We start from the raw sequence: 21,420 nt of genomic DNA, 5'->3' as shown, positions 1-21,420 counted from the left end.
TCCAGCGCTGCCCGCTGCTGATCCATGCTCAAATATATCCTGAACCGGCTTCTCCTGGTGATCCCGACCCTGATCGGCATCACCATTTGTTCTTTTGGGTTCGTGCGCCTCATCCCCGGCGACCCGATCCTGGCTTTGTCTGGCGAGCGCGGCGTCACTGCCGAGCGCTATGCCATGCTCGTCGAAAAATACGGCTTCGACAGGCCGATTTGGGAGCAATATTTCCGCTACCTCGGACAGGTGGTCCGCGGCGATTTCGGCGACTCGCTGGCGACCCATCGCCCCGTGGTCGAAGAATTTCTCAAGCTGTTCCCGGCGACGGTCGAGCTCGGGATATTCGCGCTGATCTTTGCCATCGCTATCGGCGTTCCGGCAGGCATCTTTGCCGCCGTCAAACGCGGCACCTGGCTCGATCAGGGACTAATGGGAACTGCCCTGGTTGGCTATTCCATGCCCATCTTCTGGTGGGGCCTGCTGATGATCATCTTCTTTTCGGGCTATCTGGGCTGGACACCGGTTTCAGGCCGCATTGGCCTGCAATTTTTTATGAAGCCAGTCACCGGCTTCATGCTGGTCGACAGCCTGCTCGCCGGCAATTTCAACGCTTTCGTGTCGGCTTTGCGGCACCTTATCCTGCCGACAATCGTGCTGGGCACCATTCCGCTGGCAGTGATCGCCCGGCAGACGCGCTCGGCCATGCTCGAAGTCATGGGCGAGGACTATGTGCGCACCGCGCGCGCCAAGGGCCTCTCGGGCCGGCGCGTCATTGGTCTGCATGCCCTGCGTAACGCTCTGATCCCTGTGGTCACCACTATCGGTCTCCAGGTCGGTGTGTTGATGGGTGGCGCTATCCTGACCGAGACCATCTTCTCCTGGCCCGGCATCGGCCGCTGGCTGGTAGATTCCATCTATAAGCGCGACTACGCGGTAGTGCAGAACGGCCTGTTGATCGTGGCGGTCATCGTCATGATCGTGAACCTTGTCGTGGACCTGCTCTACGCCGTTATCAATCCGCGCATTCGGGTGCAGAGCTCATGAGTACCGCTACCAACGCACCTGAAACGCGAAAGCCCGTCTCTGGCCTGCGCGAATTCTGGCACTATTTTTCGCAAAACCGCGGCGCGGTCATTGGTCTCGTCGTGCTGTCGATAATGGTGTTGATCGCGCTGTTTGCACCAGTTCTGGCGCCACACGCGCCCGAGCTGCAATATCGTGACGCCTTGCTCAAGCCTCCGGCCTGGCAGGAGGGCGGTTCTTGGACCTATGTTTTGGGTACCGATCCCGTCGGGCGCGATATGCTGTCGCGTCTAATGTATGGCGCCCGTTTCTCGCTGGTCATCGGTGTGGTCGTCGTGGTGCTGGCGCTTGTTGGCGGCGTCACGCTCGGGCTGGTTGCCGGCTATTTCCGCGGCTGGGTCGATATCGTAATCATGCGCGTCATGGATATCATCCTGGCGTTCCCCTCGCTGCTGCTGGCCTTGGTGCTGGTGGCCGTGCTGGGCCCGGGCTTGGTCAACGCCATGCTCGCCATCGCCATCGTGCTGCAGCCGCACTTTGCCCGCCTGGTGCGCGCAGCGGTGATGGCCGAATCCAGCCGCGACTACGTCACCTCGGCGCGCCTTGCAGGTGCCAGCCACCTCCGGCTGATGCTGGTCACCATCCTGCCAAATTGCGTAGCGCCGTTGATCGTGCAGGCGACGCTGAGTTTTTCCAGCGCCATTTTGGACGCTGCGGCTCTCGGTTTCCTCGGCCTTGGTGCCCAGCCGCCCACCCCGGAATGGGGCACCATGCTGGCTACGGCCCGCGAATTCATCCTGCGCGCCCCCTGGGTGGTGACATTCCCGGGCCTGGCCATCCTGATCACTGTGCTCGCCATCAACCTCATCGGCGACGGTCTGCGAGACGCGCTCGATCCCAAGCTCAAGAGGAGCTGAGGGCATGGAGGTTTGGATCGGCCCAGCGATCGTGGCGGCGCTGGTCTCGGCGCTTGTCAGCGCCGCCGGCTGGTTTGTCTCGACCTGGCGGGCGCAGCGACGGGATCAGATGCGGCGCGACGAGAAAGTGCACGACTTTCAAATCGCGCTAAGGGCAGAGATCGCCAGCGACCTGATCATACTCGAAGTGCCGGACCGGCAGGCGTTCCTCGATGAGGTATCGGCGCGATATAAGGCTGATTTGAGCTATTCGCCGATCATACCGACGCTGTCGCGCAACGTGGTATTTGAAGCAATCGTGGGGGACATTCCGATATTGCCGGGTGATGTCATCACTCCGGTGATCCACTACGCACGGATGCGTCAGACGCTGGATCAGTTCATCGACGATATGAGAGCACCTGGCTTCAGCCAACTATCCGCTGAACGGCAGCTCATCATGTACAGTGATTATCTGGAAATGCAGGGGCGGCTGGAAGTGCTCGCACGCAAGGCCCTGCAGGAGCTTGATTCTTCGCTTAGTAGCTCGGGCGCGGTCCTACCGACCCTAGTGTCGGCTTCGGGAGCTCAATCGGTTTCGGCTTCGGCTGGACGGAAGGCTTCGCCATGATGCTCTCTCCTGTAACTGCATTAAAATATAGCGCCTCCCCTGGCGCATTACAACAAACCGAAGGGAGCGCATCATAATGCCCCTGCTTGAAATCAAGAACCTTACCGTCTCGTTCGACACCTCCGTCGGCCTGTTCAAGGCCGTCGATGGCGTCGATGTGTCGGTCGATAGTCGCGAAGTGCTGGCCATCGTGGGCGAGAGCGGTTCCGGCAAGTCGGTGGCCATGCTGGCGGTGATGGGGCTGTTGCCCGGCACCGCGACAGTGACTGCCGACAAGATGGAATTCGAGGGCATCGACCTGCTCAAGATGACGCCGCAAGAAAAGCGGCAGATCATCGGGCGGGACATTGCCATGATCTTCCAGGAGCCGGTGGCGAGCCTCAATCCCTGCTTCACCGTGGGCTTCCAGCTCGAAGAAGTGCTGGGCAAGCATCTCGGCCTGCATGGCCGCGCCGCGCGCGATCGTGCGGTGGAACTGCTCAAGCTGGTCGGCATCAAGGACGGCGCCGAACGGCTTGGCGCGTATCCGCACCAGATGAGCGGCGGGCAGTGCCAGCGCGTCATGATCGCCATGGCGATTTCCTGCAATCCCAAGCTGCTGATTGCCGATGAGCCGACGACGGCGCTCGACGTGACCATCCAGAAGCAGATCCTCGATCTGCTGGTGCGGCTGCAGGCCGAGCACGGCATGGCGCTGATCATGATCACCCATGACATGGGCGTGGTGGCCGAGACGGCCGACCGCGTCATTGTTCAATATAAGGGCCGTAAGATGGAGGAGGCCGATGTGCTGACTTTGTTTGAGAACCCGAAATCCAACTACACGCGGGCGCTGCTTTCGGCGCTGCCTGAAAATGCGGTGGGTGATCGTCTGCCGACGGTGTCCGACTTCGTCTTCGAACCGGCGCCGGGAGTTTGATAATGGCGACACCCGTTCTCGAAGTCCGCAACCTCACCCGCGACTATGTCACCTCCGGTGGTTTCCTGCGTCCGGCGAAGATGGTGCATGCCGTCAAAAGCGTGAACTTCACGCTGCAGAAGGGCAAGACTCTGGCTGTGGTGGGCGAAAGCGGCTGCGGCAAGTCGACCCTTGCCCGCATGATCACGCTGATCGACGCCCCCACAGCGGGCGAAATCCTGATCGACGGCCTCAAGGCCGATGCCCACCACGTCACTCGCGAGATGCGCCAAAAGGTGCAGATCGTGTTCCAGAACCCCTATGGCTCGCTCAATCCGCGCCAGAAGATCGGCGACGTGCTGGGCGAACCGCTGCTGCTCAATACCGACATGAAGGCACCGGAGCGTCGCGACAAGGCCATGGCCATGTTGACCAAGGTCGGTCTGGGTCCGGAGCATTTTAATCGCTATCCGCACATGTTCTCGGGCGGCCAGCGCCAGCGTATCGCCATCGCGCGGGCGCTGATGCTCAATCCGAGTTTCCTCGTGCTCGACGAGCCGGTGTCTGCGCTCGACCTGTCGGTGCAGGCGCAGATTCTCAACCTACTCAAGGACCTGCAGGACGAGTTCGGGCTGACCTATGTGTTCATCAGCCACGACCTCAGCGTCGTGCGCTACATCGCCGACGAGGTGATGGTGATGTATTTTGGCGATGTGGTGGAGCACGGCACGCGCGACGCGGTGTTTGGTGATCCGCAGCATGAGTACACGCGGACGTTGTTTGCCGCGACGCCGAATTCGAGCGTCGAGAGCATCAAGGCGCGGCTGGCGAAGAAGGCGGCTCTGGTCGGGTAGGGGTTGCGGCCGGAAGAGTCTTTGTTGGGGTAGCCCAACCTAGCCTCCCCCTGATCAGGGGGAGGAATCCCAACTGTGCCTGGGCTGGATCGAGCCCAATACTCGATGAAGTCCCTCCCCCTTTTCAGGGGGAGGCTAAGTGGGGGTATTCTTGCTTCCTAGGAAACCACCACCTTCTGCCCGGCCTTTGAAGAAGCCATCATCGCATCGATCAACCTGTGCACCCGCAAGGCTGTGTGCCCGGTGCTGACCGGTTGCCTTCCATGGCGCACAGCGTCGGCGAATTCGGCGATCTGGGCGGCGTGCCAGTCGAAGGGGAAAGCCATGGGATCGGCGCCGCCGCCGCCCTGGGTGGCGTCGCCTTCAGTGATGGTTTCGCCGCTCATAGTGTGGACGGTGAGGTTGCCGGCTGTCAGTGTGGCGGTGACCTGGGCAAAGTTCAGCGTCAGGCTTTCCGGGCCGCCCGGAAAGCTGGCCGTGGTTGCCGTCACGGCTCCAATGGCGCCATTGGCGAATTCGAGGCCCGCCGAGACGAAGTCTTCGGTTTCCATCTTATGCAGGCGCGTCGTCTTGGCCATGGCGGTGACGGCGCTGACTTCGCCGCACAGGCTCAGCATCAGATCGAGCGAGTGGATCGCCTGGGTCAGCAGCACCCCGCCGCCGTCCTGTTGCAACGTACCGCGTCCGGGTTGGTCGTAATAGCTTTGGGGACGCCACCATGGCACGGTGAGACTGACCGCCTCCAGCGGGCCATAGCGGTTCTCGGCGACGGCCTCGGCGAGGTAGCGCGAGGCGCGGCGGAAGCGGTGTTGGAAGATGACGCCAAGGGTAATACCGGCTTGGCTGGCAATGGCCACGATATCTTCCGCTGCCGCGAGTGTGCGCTCGATCGGCTTTTCCAGCAGCACGTGCTTGCCGGACTTTGCAGCCCCCTCCACGATGGATTTTCGCGCATTGGGCGGCGTCAGCACCAACAGAGCGTCGAGCCGCGGATCGGCGAGCAGGGCGTTAAAACTCTCCGCTTCGGGGAAGCCGTAGGTCCGGCAGAATTCGGCGCGCTGGGCGGCGTCACGCCGATAGACACCGAGTACGGCAATGTCCTGGTTGAGCGATTGCAGGGCCAAGGCGTGTGGTTTGGCACCCATCCCCGCGCCGATAACGCCGATCCCGAACCGTCCTCGTGCGTCGCTCATGCTGTTCCCCCCTATTTATTGCGGGAAGAATGCACGGCGAAGGCGATTTGAGAAGGGCAGCATCGGCCTAGGACGCCTCAAGCCAGGCTTTAGCGGTGAGGAAGGTTTCAAGATCGGCGATACTGAGCGGACGGGAGAAAGCGTAGCCCTGCAGGATATCCACGCCCAGGTCGCGCAGGATGGCTGCATGTTCCATGGTCTCGACGCCTTCGGCGACGACTTCGATGCCCATCGACTTGCCGATCTCGACAATGGAGGCCAGCAGTTGCCGTTGCGCCGGATCGACCAGAATAGGATCGACCAGTTGGCGGTCGATCTTGAGCCGCTTGGGCCGCATCTTCTGCAGCGAGACGATGGAGGCATAGCCGGTGCCGAAATCGTCAATCTCGACGTCGATGCCGAGTTCCTTGATGCGATCGATATTCCAACCGATCATCGCATCGCCCTCGTCAAGATAGATCGACTCCACCAGTTCGAACGCGATCCGTCCGGGCTCGATGTCGAGTTCGAGCAGGCCCCTGATCAGGTCTTCGTCGTGCAGGCGGCGATGCGAGACATTGACCGAGACGCGCGGAACATGGAGGCCCATCTTATCCCAGCGATCGAGCGCTTCAAGCGATTGCGCCAGCACGACGCGGTCTATGGTGGCGACAACATTGAGCTCTTCGGCAACCAGCAGGAAATCGGCGGGCGGCTTGATCCCTTCGATGGGATGTTGCCAGCGCACCAGCGCCTCGACGCCAACCATTTCGAGCGTTTTTGCGTCGAATTGGGGCTGGAACCAGGCGACAAATTCGTCACGCTCCAAGCCGTTGAGGATTTCATCGGCGATGCGCTTGGTCGTGACGACTTCTGCCTGCAGCGCATCGGTGAAAAACTCGTAGCGATTGCGGCCGCGGCCCTTGGCGCGATAGAGCGCGATATCGGCATTGATCAGCAGGCGCTGCACATCGATCACTTCCCGCCGGTCCGCTGCGATACCGATGCTGACGCCAAAGCGGCATTCGTGGCCTTGGTACTTCACCGGCTGGCGCATCTGCCGCACGATCCGTTCGGCCAGCGCGCCAAGATAAAGGGGGCCGTCTTCGGCACTGGTCAGCACCACGAATTCGTCGCCGCCGATGCGGGCAACGAAGTCATTGTAGCTGCAGTTGTCACGCAGCACGGCGCCGGCATGGATCAGCATGGCATCGCCCGCCGCATGGCCCAGCGTGTCGTTGATCTGCTTGAAGCGGTCGAGATCGACATGCAGCATGGCCATGCTGCCGGTACCGCGAAAACCCGCCGCGGCTTCGCGCTTCAGCATTTCATCGAGATAGCGGCGGTTGGGCAAGCCGGTCAGGCTGTCATGCAGCGCATTGTGTTCAATGCGGACGCGCGCCGCTTCGAGATCGCGATTGCGCGCCTCGGTCAGCAGCGTGGCGCAGCGAAGGTCCTCATTGAGCAGCACGTCGGCAGTCACATCCCAATTAACGCCGACCACGCGCTCGGGAGCGTCGAACTCACTGAACAGCGCGCCCATGGATCGCACATGGCGGATGGTATTATTGGGCAGCATGACGCGATAATGGGATTCGTAGCGGCCGGTAGCGATCATGCGCCGGAAGTCAGCTTCGGCACGCTCCTGGTCCTCGGGATGCACTGCCGCCTTCCAATGCTCGTGACTTCGGCTGCCGCCATCGGTGTCGAGCCCGTAGAGTTCATTAGTGCGGGCATCCCAGGTTTCATCGCCGCTTTCGAGGTCCATTTCCCAGACGCCGACCTTTGAAACGTCGAGGGCCAATGCGAGGCGCCGCGAAATTTGCTCCAGTTCGGCCTTACGCGATTGGACCTCGCGGAAATGGCTCTGCCGTTCGCCCAACAGGCGGCCGGTAATCACGATGGGCAGCAGGATCAGCGCGCCGGCGATGATCATGGCCAGGCGCAACAGCAGGCTATTATTGTGTGCGGTGCCCCAGCCGCCCTTGGGGACAGCGGCAATTTCCCAACGTCCTGACGGCAGGACCACCGTTGCGGTGACGGCATTCTGGCCACTAAGGTCTGGGCCAAAGAACGGCGTTCCGGCATTGTCGCGTGAGCTGATCCGGGCAATCGAAACGTCGAGGCCAAGCGACTTGTCAAGCAAGCCGCTGTCGGCATAGAGGCGACCCACATCCACCACCGCCGAGACCACTCCCCAGAACATGCGCCCCGCTGGAGTATCGGTATAGACGGGGAAGCGACCGACAAAGCCGCGTCCGCCTTGCACCAGATCGACCGGCCCTGCCAATACCAGCTTGCCGGTGTCGCGCGCCTTCAGCACGGCTTCGAGTTGAGCCGGAGTGTGGCGATAGTCGAGGCCAATGACTTTCTCGTTGCCCACAATTGGATAGGTCATGGAGACCACCAGATCTGGCGCCGCGGCGACCGATCGCAACTGGCTGTGTTCCTCGAACAGGTTCGAAACCAGCGCCGAGAACCGCGGCTGTTTCATTCGCGGCTCGGTGGAAATGGTAGAGACCAAACCGCGCACCAGCTGGATATTGCCGTTGATATTGCCTTCGAGCTTTGCGCGAACCAGGGAGACTTCGCCTGCGACGCTGGCACGGGCACGCTCTTCGTTGATCACGCTGTTCTGGCGGTCGAGGAATACACCGCCGATGACCAGCAGGGTAAGCGCCACCAGCGATGGCAGCAGCGTGGGCCGCGGCCAGTGGAGGCGATGCTTCTGAATATGTGTAGTGTTTGAAGTCACGGGGTGCGCCACCGCGGCCCACCTTCGGGACCAACCGAGCCATACTGCACTGTCAGGGTTATGTTTGGGTTATCGGCGGAACGACCTTATCAAGTGGTTAGCGCCAGGCTAACACAATGGTGCCGCAAGATTTCAGCAACGTGGATGGCCTGGTCCGTTCGCTGGTATCGCTCATGCCGGATCAAAATCCGTGTGGGTCGTGCCCACCGCTATCATACCTGTGGCGAAGCGCCGGGCATTGCGAACATAGCGCTCGGCCGAGGCGGCGAGCGATTTTACTCCCTCCTCATCGATCTGGCGCACCACCTTTCCCGGTGCGCCGAGCACCATGGAATTGTCGGGGATGACCTTGTTTTCGGTCACCAGCGCATTGGCGCCGATCAGGCAGTTCTTGCCGATTTTTGCGCCATTCAGCACAGTGGCGCCCATGCCGATCAGGCTGTTGTCACCAATGGTGCAGCCGTGGACGATGGCGCCGTGGCCGATGGTGACATTGTCCCCGATGACCAGCGGGTATCCTTTATCGGTATGCAACACGCAGTTTTCCTGCACATTGGTGCGCGCGCCGATGCTGATGGCTTCGATATCGCCGCGGGCGACCACGCCGAACCAGATCCCAGCCTCTGCGCCGACCGCAATGTCGCCGACCAGCACTGCTGTTGGGGCGATCCAGCCCACATCCGGATTGATCCGCGGCGCGATACCGTCGAGGGCATAAAGGGGCATGGCGTCCTCCTCAGGGTGTGATGCCATAGGCTTGCCGCATCTCGGCAATTTCCGCCAGTGTGAAGTGGAACAGGCTCCAGTTGTCGCTGTCGACAATCGGCGCCCAAATGGCTTCGACCTCGTCGATCAGCATGCTGCGCGGCTTGGTCCGGGCAAAATAGGGATGATCGAGATTGAGATCATCGGCCGGACCATAGCGTTCGAACCCGTTGGCGACCGTTCGGAACGCCTCGCTGGCATAGTGCTCCGCAGATGGACTGCGCGCCGCTCGTTCGGCGCTGAGAACGCCGCCGCGCCAGTCGAAGAAGAACTGCTCATAGGGCGCCTGGCTGGCCGAGAGGAAACCAAACAGGTCGGTGACAAAGGCCCCGTCGCTTTCCACATCGAGTGGCTTGAGACCGAGGCGGCGCAGCATCTGGCGCGGCAGTTCGGCCCGGAAGGTGGGCCATATTGAATTAAGCGCTGGCTCAAGCGCTTCGATGCTGGACAGCGGCAGCAAGCACTCGGCGAGGCGCGTCAGGTTCCAGGCCAGCGCGTCGGGCTGCTTGCCGAAGCTGTAGAGCCCGGTTTCGTCAAAATAGGCGGCGGTAAAGCCTGGATCGTAGGTCGGCAGGAACCGCCATGGGCCGTAGTCGAAACTCTCGCCGGTAATGTTGATATTATCAGTGTTCAACACACCGTGGATAAATCCGGCAGCGATCCATTGTGCGCCGAGCCTGGCTACGTTGCCGACGACCGCTTCGAGGAAAGCGACGGCTTTGTCTGGCGCGTTGGCCAGCTCGGGATAGTAGGTGGCAATGGCATAATCGAGTAATTGTCGGAGGCTCGCGTGATCCTCAATATAGGCGAGGCGCTGGAAGGTGCCGATGCGGATGTGGCTGTGACTGAGCCGGACCAGCACCGAGGATCGCGTCGGTGACGGTTCGTCGCTCCGATCGAGGTTCTCGCCGGTTTCGATCAGCGAAAAGCTCTTTGACGTATAGACACCCAGCGCTTCCAGCATCTCTGTGGCCAGTACCTCGCGGACGCCACCCTTGAGGGTGAGCCGCCCATCGCCGCCGCGCGACCACGGCGTGCGGCCCGATCCCTTGGTACCAAAATCGAGCAGGCGACTGTCGGCGAGGTCATGGCCTTGGGCGAACAGGAAGCCGCGGCCATCGCCGAGATCTGGGTTGTAGCTGCGGAACTGGTGACCGTGGTAGCGCAGCGCCAAGGGCTGCGGCAGCGAACCGGGTAAAGGTTCGAAGCGGCCAAAATGGCTGAGCCATTGGACGTCGGCGAGGTCATCCAGCCCGACGCGCTTGGCCCAGCGCTGGTCGCGATGGCGCAGGATGGTGTTTGGAAAATCGGCCGGTTTGACGCGATCGAAGAAGGCGTCGCCGAGCGACAGGTGGTTCTTGGCGGGCTTGAAGCAGGTCATGGTGGCTTCAACGCTAACATTGATCCTACGTTGCGTATGCACGCCCATGCAAAAGCGCGCGTTGCAACCCAGCCCTTCCAGCCCTTGCCTAGCAAGGTGCACCAAATCGCCCTATATCGAGATGAATGAAACCCCAGAGCGACATTTTGCGCCTAGCGCCTTTCCAGGCAGTCATTTTCGATATGGACGGCACGCTGCTCGACACCGAGAGCGTGTTTCGGACCATCGTGTTTGAAGTCTGCACCGAGCTTGGCTTCGAGATGACCGATGCGGTGCATATGTCCATGGTCGGCGGCAGCCACGAGCACACCAACAAGCTGCTGCTCGAAGCCTACGGCGTGAGCTTTCCCTACACCCTGTTCGACGAGCGCTGCCGCGTCATCATGCGCGAACGCAGCCATTCGGGCGTGCCGGTCAAGGCGGGGGCGCTGGAACTGGTGACGGAATTGCGCGAGCGCAACATTCCCACCGCGGTAGCCACTTCGTCGCGCAATCCTCACGCCAAGCATCACCTCACGGCGGCGGGGCTGTATGACCTGTTCGAAACCATCGTCACGCGCGACGACGTGGTCAATCCCAAGCCGCATCCCGAGCCTTATCTGACGGCGGCGCGACGGCTGGGCGTAGATCCGCTCAAGTGCCTGGCGCTGGAAGACAGCCATGCCGGCGTCCACGCCGCGCATGCCGCCGGCATGCAGACCGTCATGGTGCCGGACCTGGTGCATCCCAGCGAGGAAATTCGCGCCCTCGGCATCGCCGTGATGGAAAGCCTCGACCACGTAAGGTTGGCGGCGTTCGACCGGAACTGAAATATCGAAGCCGCGCTCGTTGCAGTCGACACCCTCCACCTCGCGGGGAGGGTCAGGGAGGGGGCGTTTAGCCCGCATTGGGGCTAAACGATACCCCCACCTAGCCTCCCCCGTCGAGGGGGAGGTGCAGCTTGGTGCTCTCGGCTAGTTGGTAGCCACTTCCCTCTCCACAGTAATATCCGCTGCTCACCGCGGTAATGCGTAAACTTTTACGCGCTGGCTATACTGACCCTTCACCACCCTGGAAGTACTTACATCAATTGGGTTTTCTTCTGCTGCCCGGTAGATTAACCCTAACTTAACAAGCTAACGGCTATGGTTAAGCAGCCGTAAATTTCGACTTCCCTCCGCTGCGGACCTTGGATAGGGTGCAGCCGGGAAATGACGAAGGACCTGCAAGTCAGGTCCCGATGAAGGCCCGCCGGATATGGCCGGACGGGCTCATGGGTAAGGACGGGGCATTGGGGCAGAGCTGGCGGAACAATGTTGTGCGTGCGGTTTCGCATGTACTCGCCTTCGGAGCGCTTGCGCTCGTACTGTTCATTACCCTCGTGCCTGCCCACGCCCAGACCATCCGCGTTGCTGATGTTACCCCGCTTACAGTTCCGGCCGATCTGGTGGCGCTCCGCGCCCAGCCCGCCATCGGCCCGACACTGGTCGCCGTTGCGCCCGGCCAACAGCCACTCACCCCCGCCCTTCTTGCCAATTATGTCGATCGCCAGAACCAGCTGCGCGCCGTCGATGTGCTCGGCCTGCAGGCGCCCGAAGAACTCACCGCCGACGTGCTGATGGGCTACATTGCCCGCGGCTCGATCAAGAGCAACAGCGCCGTTTCAGCAATTGCCAGCTTCACCAGCCCGACAGCGCGCCCCGAGCCCGACCTCAACCAGCACATGCTGGCTGCCTATGTCGAGACCAGCTACCAGCCGATGGAAAAGCGCGTGCAGCATGCCGATGCCGAGCGCGATTGCCTGGCGCAGGCGATCTATCACGAAGCCCGCGGCGAGAGCGAAGCCGGCCAGCTGGCAGTGGCCAATGTCATCGTCAACCGCGCTCGTTCCGGCAAGTTCCCGGGAACCCTCTGCGGCGTGATCTACCAGAATGCCGACAAGGGCTATCACCGCTGCCAGTTCACCTTCGCCTGCGACGGCCGCAACGACGCACCGGGCGAACGCCGTGCGTGGGCCCGTTCAGCCGATCTGGCGCAGGCTGTATATGCTGAATTTGCCCTGGGCGATGACGTCGGCGCCGTGCCTGGCTCGGCGCTTTACTACCACACGACCAATGTGAACCCGTCTTGGTCCAACACCTACAATGCCGTCGCCTCGATCGGCTCGCACATCTTCTACTCGCCCAACTGAGGCGCTGACCTTTCCGACATCGTGACGTAACAGAGCCCCGCGCCGCGATGACCGCGCGGTTGTTTGCTTGGGTGGTGGCTATGCGACATGGGGCGAGATGCGTCCCGGTGCCGGTCTTCCGGCGAAATCGGTGGAGGTGGGTCACACCTCGCCCCATGTTATCCCGGCGACTCTAGGGGGAGGACCGTCCTCGGCACGGGGCTCAAATCGGGTCACAGATCATCCTCTTCCCGCAGGAACTGGAGCGACCCCCAGCCCAACCGGCATCCCCGAACCGACCGTTCGTGGCGACCGCGCAGTGCGTGCGGGAATGGCGACATTGTGCGGGAGGCGGAGGTGGGTGGGGATAAGATGGAAAAGTTTTTGGTGTGAGGCCACAGTCGACACCCTCCCCCTGGAGGGAGGGATCAAGGGAGGGGGTTCTGAGCATCCCGCAACGTACAATTCGCGGATAGCCCTGAACCCCCTCCCTACTCGATAACGGAGTTAGCTGAAGCTAACTCCTATCTCGCTTCCCTCCCCTCAAGGGGGAGGGTGAACTCCGGTGCTTGTGTGGGCTTAGAGCAGCCAACAAGAAGGGTGCCTCTATGCGCCCCTCCCATTACTCAGCCGCAAGCGCCATGCGCGGACCCGGTGCGGCATTGGCACCATCGCCAAATTTCTCGAAGTTGGCGCGGAACAGGCCGGCGAGGTGAGTTGACTGGCGATCATAGGCTTCGGCGTCGGCCCAGGTGAGGCGTGGGGTGAGCAGGCGGGTTTCTACGCCGGGTACGGTGAGCGGGACCTCGAAGCCGAACAGTTCGTCCACGCGCATTTCGGCGTCATCGAGTGCGCCATCCAAAGCCGCCGACAGCAGGCGGCGGGTGGAGGCGATGTCGATGCGCTTGCCGACGCCGTAGCCGCCGCCGGTCCAGCCGGTGTTGATCAGCCAGGCGGTGGCGCCGCTGGACTGGAGCTTGTCTGCCAGCATGTCGCCATAGACCGTGGGATGCAGCGGCATGAAGGGGGCACCAAAGCATGCCGAGAAGGTGGCCTGCGGTTCGGTGATGCCGCGCTCGGTGCCTGCGACCTTGGCGGTGTAGCCGGAGAGGAAGTGGTAGACCGCCTGCTCGGGTGTCAGGCGTGCGATGGGCGGCAGCACGCCGAACGCATCGGCGGTGAGGAATACCACGGTTTTGGGCGTACCGCCGACGCTGCCCTTGGCGATGGCCGGCAGCACATGGATCGGATAGGCGGCGCGCGTATTTTCGGTCAGCGAGACATCATCGAAGTCAGGCACGCGGGCATCGTCGAGAATGACATTCTCAAGCACCGTGCCGAAGCGCTCGGTAGCGGCGAAGATTTCCGGCTCGGCCTCGGGGCTGAGCTTGATGGTCTTGGCGTAGCAACCACCTTCGAGGTTGAACACGCCATGCTCGCTCCAGCCGTGCTCGTCGTCACCGATCAGTGGACGGTTCGGATCATTGGACAGCGTAGTCTTGCCGGTGCCGGAGAGGCCAAAGAACAATGCGGCTTCGCCGTCTTTGCCCAGATTGGCCGAGCAGTGCATCGGCAGCACGCCCTGGCGCGGTGCATGGAAATTGAACAGCGAGAATACCGACTTCTTGATTTCGCCGGCGTAGAGCGTGCCGGCAATGATCACGATGTTGCGGCTCATATCGAGTGCGATCACCGTATCCGTGCGACTGCCATGGCGGGCCGGATCGGCCTTGAAGTAGGGCGCATGAACGATGGTGACAGGCGCGGCAGTGCTGCCGGTTTCCACCATTTCACCGGGACGGATCAGCAGGTTACGAATGAACAGGGCATGCCAGGCGCTCGTCGTCAGTACGGTGACGGCGTATTGGTGACGCGGATCGGCACCGGCCAACAGGTCCTGCCGGAAGGCGGCAACGCCACCGAACGAGCCGATGGCATCGTCGAGCAGCACGTCGAACTGGGCTGGGCTCAGGGCGCCGGAATTGTCCCACCAGACGCTGTTTTCGGTCAGGCCATCGCGCACGATAAACTTGTCCTTGGGCGAGCGGCCGGTGAAGGCACCGGTGCGCACGCTGACGGCGCCATCTGCGGTCAGCTCGGATTCTTCGCCCTGCAGGGACCGTGCAACCAGCACCGGGGCGATGTCATTGAGCGACAGCGAGCCGGCCCGGGCGGCAATCTGGCTCCTGAGAGTCTCGTGGTCAAACTGGGTCATCGCATCGCTCCGTCGCAGGTTCGGCAACCGTGCCGCCTACTGTGGAGCTGAAACTACGGGACGAATTGATCCTACAACCATCCCGAAATCGGTCGTAAGACTGAAGTTGCATGGCCTCCAATTCGCGCACTGGCGTTGTAGCGCCCTTGGCCGCGCCTTATTTAATGCGTAATTGTCCCCTGCAAGCATAGTTGACGGCCAAGTGCCGCCTGTTTGCAAGCGTCCGAACAAGAAAGGCATTTCATGCCAAAGATCGCACTGGTCGATGACGACCGCAATATTCTCACTTCCGTGTCGCTGACGCTCGAGGCCGAAGGATATCAGGTCGCCACTTATACCGATGGTGCCTCGGGCCTTGAGGGCCTGACCACGGACAAGCCGGACCTCGCCATCCTCGACATCAAGATGCCGCGCATGGACGGCATGGAGCTGTTGCGCCGGCTGCGCCAGAAGTCCGACGTGCCGGTGATTTTCCTCACCAGTAAGGACGAGGAAATCGACGAGCTGTTCGGCCTCAAGATGGGTGCCGACGACTTCATCACCAAGCCATTCAGCCAGCGGTTGCTGGTGGAGCGGGTCAAGGCCATCCTGCGCCGTTCGGCACCGCGCGATCCCTCGACGCCTCCCGGCACCCAGGAAGTGGGCGGCAAAGCACTGATCGAGCGCGGCTCGCTGGTGATGGACGAAGAACGCCACACCTGCACCTGGAAGGGCCAGCGCGTCACGCTCACCGTCACCGAATTCCTGATCCTCCAGGCGCTCGCGCTGCGCCCCGGCGTGGTCAAGTCACGCAATGCCTTGATGGACGCGGCCTATGACGACCAGGTTTATGTCGACGATCGCACCATCGACAGCCACATCAAGCGCCTGCGCAAGAAGTTCAAGCAGACCGACGACGACTTCGAGATGATCGAGACGCTGTATGGCGTCGGCTATCGCTTCAAGGAGCAATAAGCACTCACGTGGCCATCCTCGATCCGGATCAGGACTCCCAGCCCGACGCAGGCCACGATTGGCGCGCGCCGGGGGCGGACAAGGCTGCGCCTCCCAAGGAGACGCTGAGCAAGGCCAATCGCTGGCGGCTGCTGCTGTCGCCGTTCTACAAGATCTCGTCGGCTATTGGCCGCTTCCTGAACTTCACCATCTTTTCCAGCCTGACCCAGCGCATCATCGTGCTGAACCTGGCGGGCCTGCTGGTGCTGGTGGTGGGGATTCTCTACCTCAACCAGTGGCGGGCCGGCCTGATCGATGCTCGCGTCCAGTCACTGCGGGTGCAGGGTGAAATCATCGCTGCGGCCATCGCCGCCTCGGCGACGGTCGATAGCGACGTCATCTCGATCAACCCCGATCGCCTGCTGCAATTGCAGGGCGATGGCACGGTCTCATCGCTGTCCTACTTCGATCCCAGCCTCGAATTCCCGATCAGCCCCGAACGCGTGGCGCCGCTGCTGCGCAACCTGATCACGCCGACCCGCACGCGTGCCCGCATCTATGATCAGGGCGGGCTGATGATCCTCGACAGCGACAATATTTATGCGCGCGGCGAGGTGATGCGGACCACCATCGAGACCAAGCAGGAGAATTTCTTCCTATGGGACTGGTGGAACGCCGTGCTGTCCTGGGTACCAGGCGATAATTTCCCCAAATACCAGGAATATGGCGTCGACGAAGGCAGTCGTTATCCCGAAGTCGCCTCGGCTTTGTCCGGTGCGCCCGCCGACTTCGTGCGCGTCGATGCCCAGAACCAACTGGTCGTCTCGGTCGCCGTGCCGGTGCAGCGCCTGCGCGCAGTGGTGGGGGCGATCCTGCTCTCTACGGCGCCGGGCGACATCGACTCGGTGGTGTCGCAGGAACGCTGGAGCATCTTGCGCATTGCCATGATCGCGGCGGGCGTGCAGGTGGCGCTGTCGCTGTTGATGGCGGGCACCATTGCCGGGCCGATGCGACGCCTGTCGGAAGCGGCGGAGCGCGTGCAGACAGCAGGCAATGCGCGCGCCGAAATTCCCGATTTCACCGACCGCCCCGACGAAATCGGCCACCTCAGCGGAGCTTTGCGGCGCATGACCGACGCGCTGTATAACCGCATCGAGGCAATCGAGCGCTTTGCCGCCGACGTGGCGCATGAGCTCAAGAACCCGCTGACCTCGCTGCGCAGTGCTGTCGAAACACTGCCGCTGGCCAAGCGCCAGGAAGACAAGGACCGCCTCAACGAAATCATCCAGCATGATGTGAAGCGCCTCGACCGGTTGATCACCGATATTTCCAGCGCCAGCCGTCTCGATGCCGAACTGGCCCGCGAGGGTTCGGAGCGGGTTGACGTGGAGAAGCTGGCCGAGGCCATGGTGTCGATCCAGAAGGATATGGCGCTCGGGCGCGGCGTCACGGTGGAGATGAACAAGCGCGCTGGCAAGGGCGCAGCGGTGATCAATGGCCATGAGAGCCGGCTGGCGCAGGTATTTGCCAACCTGATCGATAATGCCGTCAGCTTCTCGCCTGAAGGCGGTGTGGTGCGCGTGGCGCTATCGACCGATCCCGAGCATATCGTGGTCACGGTGACCGACGAAGGCCCCGGCATTGCGGGCGACTTCGGCAAGATATTCCAGCGCTTCTATACTGACCGACCAGACACCGAGAGCTTTGGCGACCATTCGGGACTGGGCCTGTCCATCTCCAAGCAAATCGTTGAAGCGCATAAAGGAACCATCCGCGCCCATAATCGGCAGGACGCGTCAGGCGCCGTGTTTACGATTGTGTTGCCGCGCGCCCGCAAATAGACTCGCGCCATGAGCAAACCAAAAAATGTGCATGGGACGGGTTTGTTGCTAGGCGAGACCGGAATCTTGCTGCGAGGCCCATCCGGCGCCGGAAAATCGGTCCTGGCCATGAGTTTGCTTGATCGCTGGGACGGCAGGGGACTGCCCGCTTTCCTCGTGTCGGACGATCGCGTCGATCTGGTGCAGACCGGACGCGATCTCAGCATGGTGGCGCCCGACAAGCTTGCCGGGCTGATCGAACTGCGCGGCCGTGGCATCGTGCAGCGACCGCACAAAAGCCTCGTCACCCTACATCTTGTCGTCGATCTGGTCCCCGAACTGGTACGCATGCCTGAGGAGGACGCCATGGTGACCGATATTGCCGGAACCAGCGTGGCGCGGGCGCCGGTGCCTTCTGGTGACATCATCAGCCTAGGGCATCAAATGTTGCTGGTGATCGAGGCCATAACCGCCCTGACGCGGCAGCCCACAGCACCGTGACAAAATACCACTTGAATCCACGGCCTTCCGGGCCGAAAATGACGCATGCTCGTCCTTCTGGGCCGGGTTCGAGTTCGTCTGGCTGCCTATGGCGCCAAACGGGCAGGGGGCGGAATTTGCTGGAATGCCGTGAGCGCCGCTTTGGTGGCGTGGTCCGGCAGGCTGGGGACATTGCATGATAGGTCTGGTTTTGGTGACGCATGGTGCGCTTGCCAATGAATTCAAGTCGGCTCTCGAACACGTCGTGGGGCCGCAGGACTTCTGCGAGACCATCGCAATCGGTCCCGATGACAATATGGAAACCCGTCGTAACGACATTCTGGCGGCGGTTGACCGCGCCGATGACGGCAACGGCGTGATCATCCTGACCGACATGTTCGGCGGCACGCCGTCCAATCTGGCCATTTCTGTGATGCAGAATCGTCAGGTCGAGGTGATCGCCGGCGTCAACCTGCCGATGCTGGTCAAGCTCGGACGCGTGCGCGGCGACATGGCGATCAAGGATGCGGTCAACCTGGCCCAGGAAGCAGGCCGCAAATATATCACCGTAGCCAATTCGATACTCGGCGCAGGCTAGAATGGCTGCCGCGTCGCGTTTCGGTCTCAATCGAGGGGGCTGCTGATGGACGGAAGCGGAGCCGGCCGGGCCGTCGCCCAGCAACTGACCATCGTCAACCGCAAGGGCCTGCACGCCCGCGCCTCGGCCCGCTTCGTCCGCACCGCCGAATGCTTCGACGCGAACATCAGCGTCATCAAGGACGGCTCCTCGGTCAACGGCAATTCCATCATGGGCCTGATGATGCTCGGCGCCGGCCCGGGCTCAACCATCCTTGTGCAGGCGAGCGGCAAGCAGGCCCGCGAAGCGCTGGAGGCGATTGTGGAACTGGTCAATAACGGATTTGACGAGGATAGCGACGGGGCTGCGGGGTAAGGGCTAGAATGGCCAATTGCGGAACGTCTCGACGTCTCCCACATTGACCCCGTGCAAGGCGGAGGCCCTATATGCGGCGAATAATAGCGGGCATTGGCGGGGTGGTTCTGGCTACGGCGCTGAGTCAGTTTCCTGAATATGCCCAGCAATATACCCAACGCCTTGGCGGTGCGGTGGATGAGTTGCGCGTCATCACTGAGGATTTCGACAGGGCGGCCCAAGTCGGTGGCCTTGACCGCCCAGCGGCGCTGGCGCGTTATAATGCCTCCAATGACGAGTTTTTGGCGGGGCGTGGCACCTCAATGACTGCGACGTTCCAGCGCTATGAGCAGCTCAGCACGACGTTGGCTCGCATCCAAGGCGCCGGTGCGATAGAGCGCTTTCAATCTCTGCCCGCCTATCTCGATACTGATATCGGCCAACGGACGCTGGAGAATTATCGGCCTGCGGTGCCCGTCACGATGGAGGGTATCCTCTACGCCGGCGGCGGTTTCATCCTCGGCTATCTGCTGCTGTCCGGTCTTTGGCGCTTTGGCGCCATGCCGTTCAAAAGCTTGGCGAAGCGCCGTTATGCGGCCTATCGGTAATCAGATATAAACATTTCTTTATGTCTTTAGTTGATCCGAAGCTTGCCCTTGCTTATAGCAGAGCTAACGAACCCCATTTGCGCTCCGGAGCCTCAACATGACCACCAATTCGACCGACTATGCGGTCAAGGATATTTCCCTCGCAGCCTTTGGCCGCAAGGAACTCGACATCGCCGAAATCGAAATGCCTGGGCTGATGTCTATTCGCGCTGAGTATGCAGCGGCCCAGCCGCTCAAGGGCGCCCGCATTGCCGGCTCGCTGCACATGACCATCCAGACCGCAGTGCTGATCGAGACGCTGGTTGCGCTCGGTGCCGAAGTGCGTTGGGTCTCGTGCAACATTTTCTCGACCCAGGACCATGCTGCCGCTGCCATCGCCGCTGCCGGCATTCCGGTATTTGCCCACAAGGGCGAGAGCCTTGAGGAATACTGGGACTTCACCGACCGCATGATGGATTGGCCCGGCTCCACGCCCAACATGATCCTCGACGATGGCGGCGATGCCACCATGTATATCCTGACCGGCGCCAAGGCCGAGAAGGATATTTCCATTCTCGACAAGCCCGGCAATGAAGAAGAAGAAATCTTCTTTGACACTATCAAGCGCCGTCTTGCCAAGAACCCGACCTTCTTCTCGGCTATCCGCGCCTCGATCCGCGGCGTGTCGGAAGAGACCACGACGGGTGTGATGCGCCTGTACCAGCTGCACGCCAAGGGCGAGCTGCCGTTCCCCGCCATCAACGTCAATGACTCGGTCACCAAGTCCAAGTTCGACAACAAATACGGCACCCGTGAATCGCTGGTCGATGCGATCCGTCGCGGTACTGACGTGATGCTGGCCGGCAAGGTCGCCATCGTTTGCGGCTTTGGCGACGTGGGCAAAGGCTCGGCTGAATCGCTGCGTGGCGCTGGCGCCCGCGTGCTGGTTACCGAAGTCGATCCGATCTGCGCGCTGCAGGCCGCCATGGAAGGCTTTGAGGTCGTTACCCTCGAGGAAGCTGCCGAGCGCGCCGACATCGTCGTCACCGCTACGGGCAACCGCGACGTGCTGATGGTCGATGACATGCGCAAGCTCAAGGACATGGCCATCGTCTGCAATATCGGCCATTTTGACAACGAGATCGACGTGCTCGGCCTGCGCAACTTCAAGTGGACCAATGTGAAGCCACAGGTCGATCTGATCGAGAAGCCCGATGGAAAGCGGCTGATCCTGCTGTCCGAGGGGCGCCTGGTGAACCTGGGCAACGCCACGGGCCACCCCAGCTTTGTGATGTCGGCTTCGTTTGCGAACCAGACGTTGGCCCAGATCGAACTGTGGACCAATGGCGAGAATCTCGAGAAGAAGGTGCACGTGTTGCCCAAGCATCTCGACGAGAAGGTCGCCGAGCTGCATCTGGCCAAGCTGGGCGCCAAGCTGACCAAGCTGACCCCGGCCCAGGCCGACTATATCGGCGTCTCGACCGATGGCCCGTTCAAGTCTGGCGAATATCGCTACTAGGATCGGTTGAATTGATCATTGTGCCCGCGACCGTGGTCGCGGGCACCTTTGTCTTTAGGGGCGGCCCGTCTCGCCTCGGTTTGGGTTGATTGGGCAACGTTAACGTTGGGGCCACCCTCCCCACAAGGGGGAGGGATGAGAAAGAACTCGGACCGTTGGCCTGGCGCCTCCCTCCCCTGAGCAACCGTGTTTGATGTCAATCGCTTTTGCCCTTCCATGGTGCATCGTTGGCGATGACGGCGTTGGCTGTGGTGATGAGTTTGCGCATGGCGGCGACGATGGCGAGCTTGCCGGGTTTTCCCTGGTCGCGCAGGCGCTGGTAGAAGTCTCGGATCGGGGGATTGGCGCGGATGGCGGAGAGGCTCGCCATGTAGAGGGCGCAGCGTACCGAGAGACGGCCACCGGCAATATGGGCCT

The 21,420-nt window shown here is 61.7% G+C and carries 19 protein-coding genes and 1 pseudogene; 14 read left to right on the top strand and 6 right to left on the bottom strand.

Annotation, left to right across the window (positions count from 1 at the left end):
* The first annotated feature begins 24 nt into the window (after positions 1-24).
* From WH91_RS17165 to WH91_RS17145, 5 genes are all read left to right on the top strand, one after another.
* Positions 25-1,038, top strand: a complete 1,014-nt coding sequence (locus WH91_RS17165) for an ABC transporter permease subunit (protein WP_046172236.1) — start codon at positions 25-27, stop codon at positions 1,036-1,038.
* Entirely contained in the window at positions 1,035-1,934 is a 900-nt protein-coding gene (locus WH91_RS17160) for an ABC transporter permease subunit (protein WP_046172235.1), read from the top strand. Before WH91_RS17165 ends, WH91_RS17160 begins: the two co-directional genes overlap by 4 nt.
* Positions 1,935-1,938: 4 nt before the next feature.
* Complete coding sequence (locus tag WH91_RS17155) at positions 1,939-2,544, top strand: hypothetical protein (protein ID WP_046172234.1); 606 nt, start codon at positions 1,939-1,941, stop codon at positions 2,542-2,544.
* Positions 2,545-2,620: 76 nt separating this feature from the next.
* On the top strand, positions 2,621-3,463 hold the full coding sequence (locus WH91_RS17150) for an ABC transporter ATP-binding protein (protein ID WP_052952918.1): 843 nt from the start codon (positions 2,621-2,623) through the stop codon (positions 3,461-3,463).
* Between the two features lie 2 nt (positions 3,464-3,465).
* Positions 3,466-4,296 (top strand): dipeptide ABC transporter ATP-binding protein, encoded by an 831-nt coding sequence (locus WH91_RS17145; RefSeq protein WP_046172233.1) that lies wholly within the window; start codon positions 3,466-3,468, stop codon positions 4,294-4,296.
* Positions 4,297-4,454: 158 nt separating this feature from the next.
* Here WH91_RS17145 and WH91_RS17140 read toward each other — a convergent pair whose 3' ends face one another.
* The 4 genes from WH91_RS17140 to WH91_RS17125 all read right to left on the bottom strand — a co-directional run bounded on the left by WH91_RS17140 (position 4,455) and on the right by WH91_RS17125 (position 10,369).
* Positions 4,455-5,489, bottom strand: a complete 1,035-nt coding sequence (locus WH91_RS17140) for a Gfo/Idh/MocA family protein (protein ID WP_046172232.1) — start codon at positions 5,487-5,489, stop codon at positions 4,455-4,457.
* 67 nt (positions 5,490-5,556) lie between these two features.
* Positions 5,557-8,223 carry a bifunctional diguanylate cyclase/phosphodiesterase gene (locus WH91_RS17135; protein WP_244542382.1) on the bottom strand — a complete coding sequence of 889 codons (2,667 nt, stop codon included), beginning with the start codon at positions 8,221-8,223 and terminating at the stop codon, positions 5,557-5,559.
* Between the two features lie 171 nt (positions 8,224-8,394).
* Positions 8,395-8,949: a gamma carbonic anhydrase family protein gene (locus WH91_RS17130; protein ID WP_046172231.1), complete on the bottom strand. Its 555-nt coding sequence runs from the start codon at positions 8,947-8,949 to the stop codon at positions 8,395-8,397.
* A gap of 10 nt (positions 8,950-8,959) precedes the next feature.
* The gene (locus WH91_RS17125) at positions 8,960-10,369 is read right to left on the bottom strand and encodes a protein adenylyltransferase SelO (protein ID WP_046172313.1); all 1,410 of its coding nucleotides are present in this window, start codon (positions 10,367-10,369) and stop codon (positions 8,960-8,962) included.
* A 125-nt stretch (positions 10,370-10,494) separates the two neighbouring features.
* Between WH91_RS17125 and WH91_RS17120 the strand changes: the two genes are divergently transcribed.
* On the top strand, positions 10,495-11,178 hold the full coding sequence (locus WH91_RS17120; protein WP_046172230.1) for an HAD family hydrolase: 684 nt from the start codon (positions 10,495-10,497) through the stop codon (positions 11,176-11,178).
* Between the two features lie 443 nt (positions 11,179-11,621).
* Positions 11,622-12,539, top strand: coding sequence for a cell wall hydrolase (locus WH91_RS22765; RefSeq protein ID WP_158409591.1), 918 nt, complete (start codon positions 11,622-11,624; stop codon positions 12,537-12,539).
* A 601-nt stretch (positions 12,540-13,140) separates the two neighbouring features.
* On the opposite strand, the gene pckA is transcribed toward WH91_RS22765, so the two are convergent.
* A complete protein-coding gene (pckA, locus tag WH91_RS17110; protein ID WP_046172229.1) occupies positions 13,141-14,733 on the bottom strand; it encodes a phosphoenolpyruvate carboxykinase (ATP) in 1,593 nt (530 codons plus the stop codon).
* A 243-nt stretch (positions 14,734-14,976) separates the two neighbouring features.
* On the opposite strand from pckA, the gene WH91_RS17105 reads away from it, so the two are divergent.
* The 7 genes from WH91_RS17105 (at position 14,977) to ahcY (ending at position 21,003) form a co-directional block, all read left to right on the top strand.
* Complete coding sequence (locus tag WH91_RS17105; RefSeq protein ID WP_046172228.1) at positions 14,977-15,687, top strand: response regulator transcription factor; 711 nt, start codon at positions 14,977-14,979, stop codon at positions 15,685-15,687.
* Positions 15,688-15,695: 8 nt separating this feature from the next.
* A complete protein-coding gene (locus WH91_RS17100) occupies positions 15,696-17,507 on the top strand; it encodes a sensor histidine kinase (RefSeq protein WP_082102241.1) in 1,812 nt (603 codons plus the stop codon).
* Between the two features lie 9 nt (positions 17,508-17,516).
* On the top strand, positions 17,517-17,987 hold the full coding sequence (locus tag WH91_RS17095) for an HPr kinase/phosphorylase (RefSeq protein WP_046172227.1): 471 nt from the start codon (positions 17,517-17,519) through the stop codon (positions 17,985-17,987).
* Positions 17,988-18,162: 175 nt separating this feature from the next.
* Positions 18,163-18,564 carry a PTS sugar transporter subunit IIA gene (locus WH91_RS17090; protein ID WP_046172226.1) on the top strand — a complete coding sequence of 134 codons (402 nt, stop codon included), beginning with the start codon at positions 18,163-18,165 and terminating at the stop codon, positions 18,562-18,564.
* A 45-nt stretch (positions 18,565-18,609) separates the two neighbouring features.
* Positions 18,610-18,918 carry an HPr family phosphocarrier protein gene (locus WH91_RS17085; RefSeq protein ID WP_046172225.1) on the top strand — a complete coding sequence of 103 codons (309 nt, stop codon included), beginning with the start codon at positions 18,610-18,612 and terminating at the stop codon, positions 18,916-18,918.
* A 71-nt stretch (positions 18,919-18,989) separates the two neighbouring features.
* Positions 18,990-19,505, top strand: a complete 516-nt coding sequence (locus WH91_RS17080) for a DUF2937 family protein (RefSeq protein WP_046172224.1) — start codon at positions 18,990-18,992, stop codon at positions 19,503-19,505.
* A gap of 97 nt (positions 19,506-19,602) precedes the next feature.
* Entirely contained in the window at positions 19,603-21,003 is a 1,401-nt protein-coding gene (gene ahcY / locus WH91_RS17075) for an adenosylhomocysteinase (RefSeq protein ID WP_046172223.1), read from the top strand.
* A 196-nt stretch (positions 21,004-21,199) separates the two neighbouring features.
* Here ahcY and WH91_RS17070 read toward each other — a convergent pair.
* A pseudogene (locus tag WH91_RS17070) lies at positions 21,200-21,420 on the bottom strand (IS110 family transposase); the annotation flags it as partial.

It is taken from the genome of Devosia psychrophila, assembly GCF_000971275.1.
GTDB classification, from domain to species: domain Bacteria; phylum Pseudomonadota; class Alphaproteobacteria; order Rhizobiales; family Devosiaceae; genus Devosia; species Devosia psychrophila.
This window is presented reverse-complemented; position numbering and strand designations above follow the sequence as displayed.

Excerpts from the sequence above, each read along its gene's own strand:
- WH91_RS17165 (WP_046172236.1), top strand. The coding sequence starts at position 25 with ATGCTCAAATATATCCTGAACCGGCTTCTCCTGGTGATCCCGACCCTG.
- WH91_RS17160 (WP_046172235.1), top strand. The coding sequence starts at position 1,035 with ATGAGTACCGCTACCAACGCACCTGAAACGCGAAAGCCCGTCTCTGGC.
- WH91_RS17155 (WP_046172234.1), top strand. The coding sequence starts at position 1,939 with ATGGAGGTTTGGATCGGCCCAGCGATCGTGGCGGCGCTGGTCTCGGCG.
- WH91_RS17150 (WP_052952918.1), top strand. The coding sequence starts at position 2,621 with ATGCCCCTGCTTGAAATCAAGAACCTTACCGTCTCGTTCGACACCTCC.
- WH91_RS17145 (WP_046172233.1), top strand. The coding sequence starts at position 3,466 with ATGGCGACACCCGTTCTCGAAGTCCGCAACCTCACCCGCGACTATGTC.
- WH91_RS17140 (WP_046172232.1), bottom strand. The coding sequence starts at position 5,489 with ATGAGCGACGCACGAGGACGGTTCGGGATCGGCGTTATCGGCGCGGGG.
- WH91_RS17130 (WP_046172231.1), bottom strand. The coding sequence starts at position 8,949 with ATGCCCCTTTATGCCCTCGACGGTATCGCGCCGCGGATCAATCCGGAT.
- WH91_RS17125 (WP_046172313.1), bottom strand. The coding sequence starts at position 10,369 with ATGACCTGCTTCAAGCCCGCCAAGAACCACCTGTCGCTCGGCGACGCC.
- WH91_RS17120 (WP_046172230.1), top strand. The coding sequence starts at position 10,495 with ATGAAACCCCAGAGCGACATTTTGCGCCTAGCGCCTTTCCAGGCAGTC.
- WH91_RS22765 (WP_158409591.1), top strand. The coding sequence starts at position 11,622 with ATGGGTAAGGACGGGGCATTGGGGCAGAGCTGGCGGAACAATGTTGTG.
- pckA (WP_046172229.1), bottom strand. The coding sequence starts at position 14,733 with ATGACCCAGTTTGACCACGAGACTCTCAGGAGCCAGATTGCCGCCCGG.
- WH91_RS17105 (WP_046172228.1), top strand. The coding sequence starts at position 14,977 with ATGCCAAAGATCGCACTGGTCGATGACGACCGCAATATTCTCACTTCC.
- WH91_RS17095 (WP_046172227.1), top strand. The coding sequence starts at position 17,517 with ATGAGCAAACCAAAAAATGTGCATGGGACGGGTTTGTTGCTAGGCGAG.
- WH91_RS17090 (WP_046172226.1), top strand. The coding sequence starts at position 18,163 with ATGATAGGTCTGGTTTTGGTGACGCATGGTGCGCTTGCCAATGAATTC.
- WH91_RS17085 (WP_046172225.1), top strand. The coding sequence starts at position 18,610 with ATGGACGGAAGCGGAGCCGGCCGGGCCGTCGCCCAGCAACTGACCATC.
- WH91_RS17080 (WP_046172224.1), top strand. The coding sequence starts at position 18,990 with ATGCGGCGAATAATAGCGGGCATTGGCGGGGTGGTTCTGGCTACGGCG.
- ahcY (WP_046172223.1), top strand. The coding sequence starts at position 19,603 with ATGACCACCAATTCGACCGACTATGCGGTCAAGGATATTTCCCTCGCA.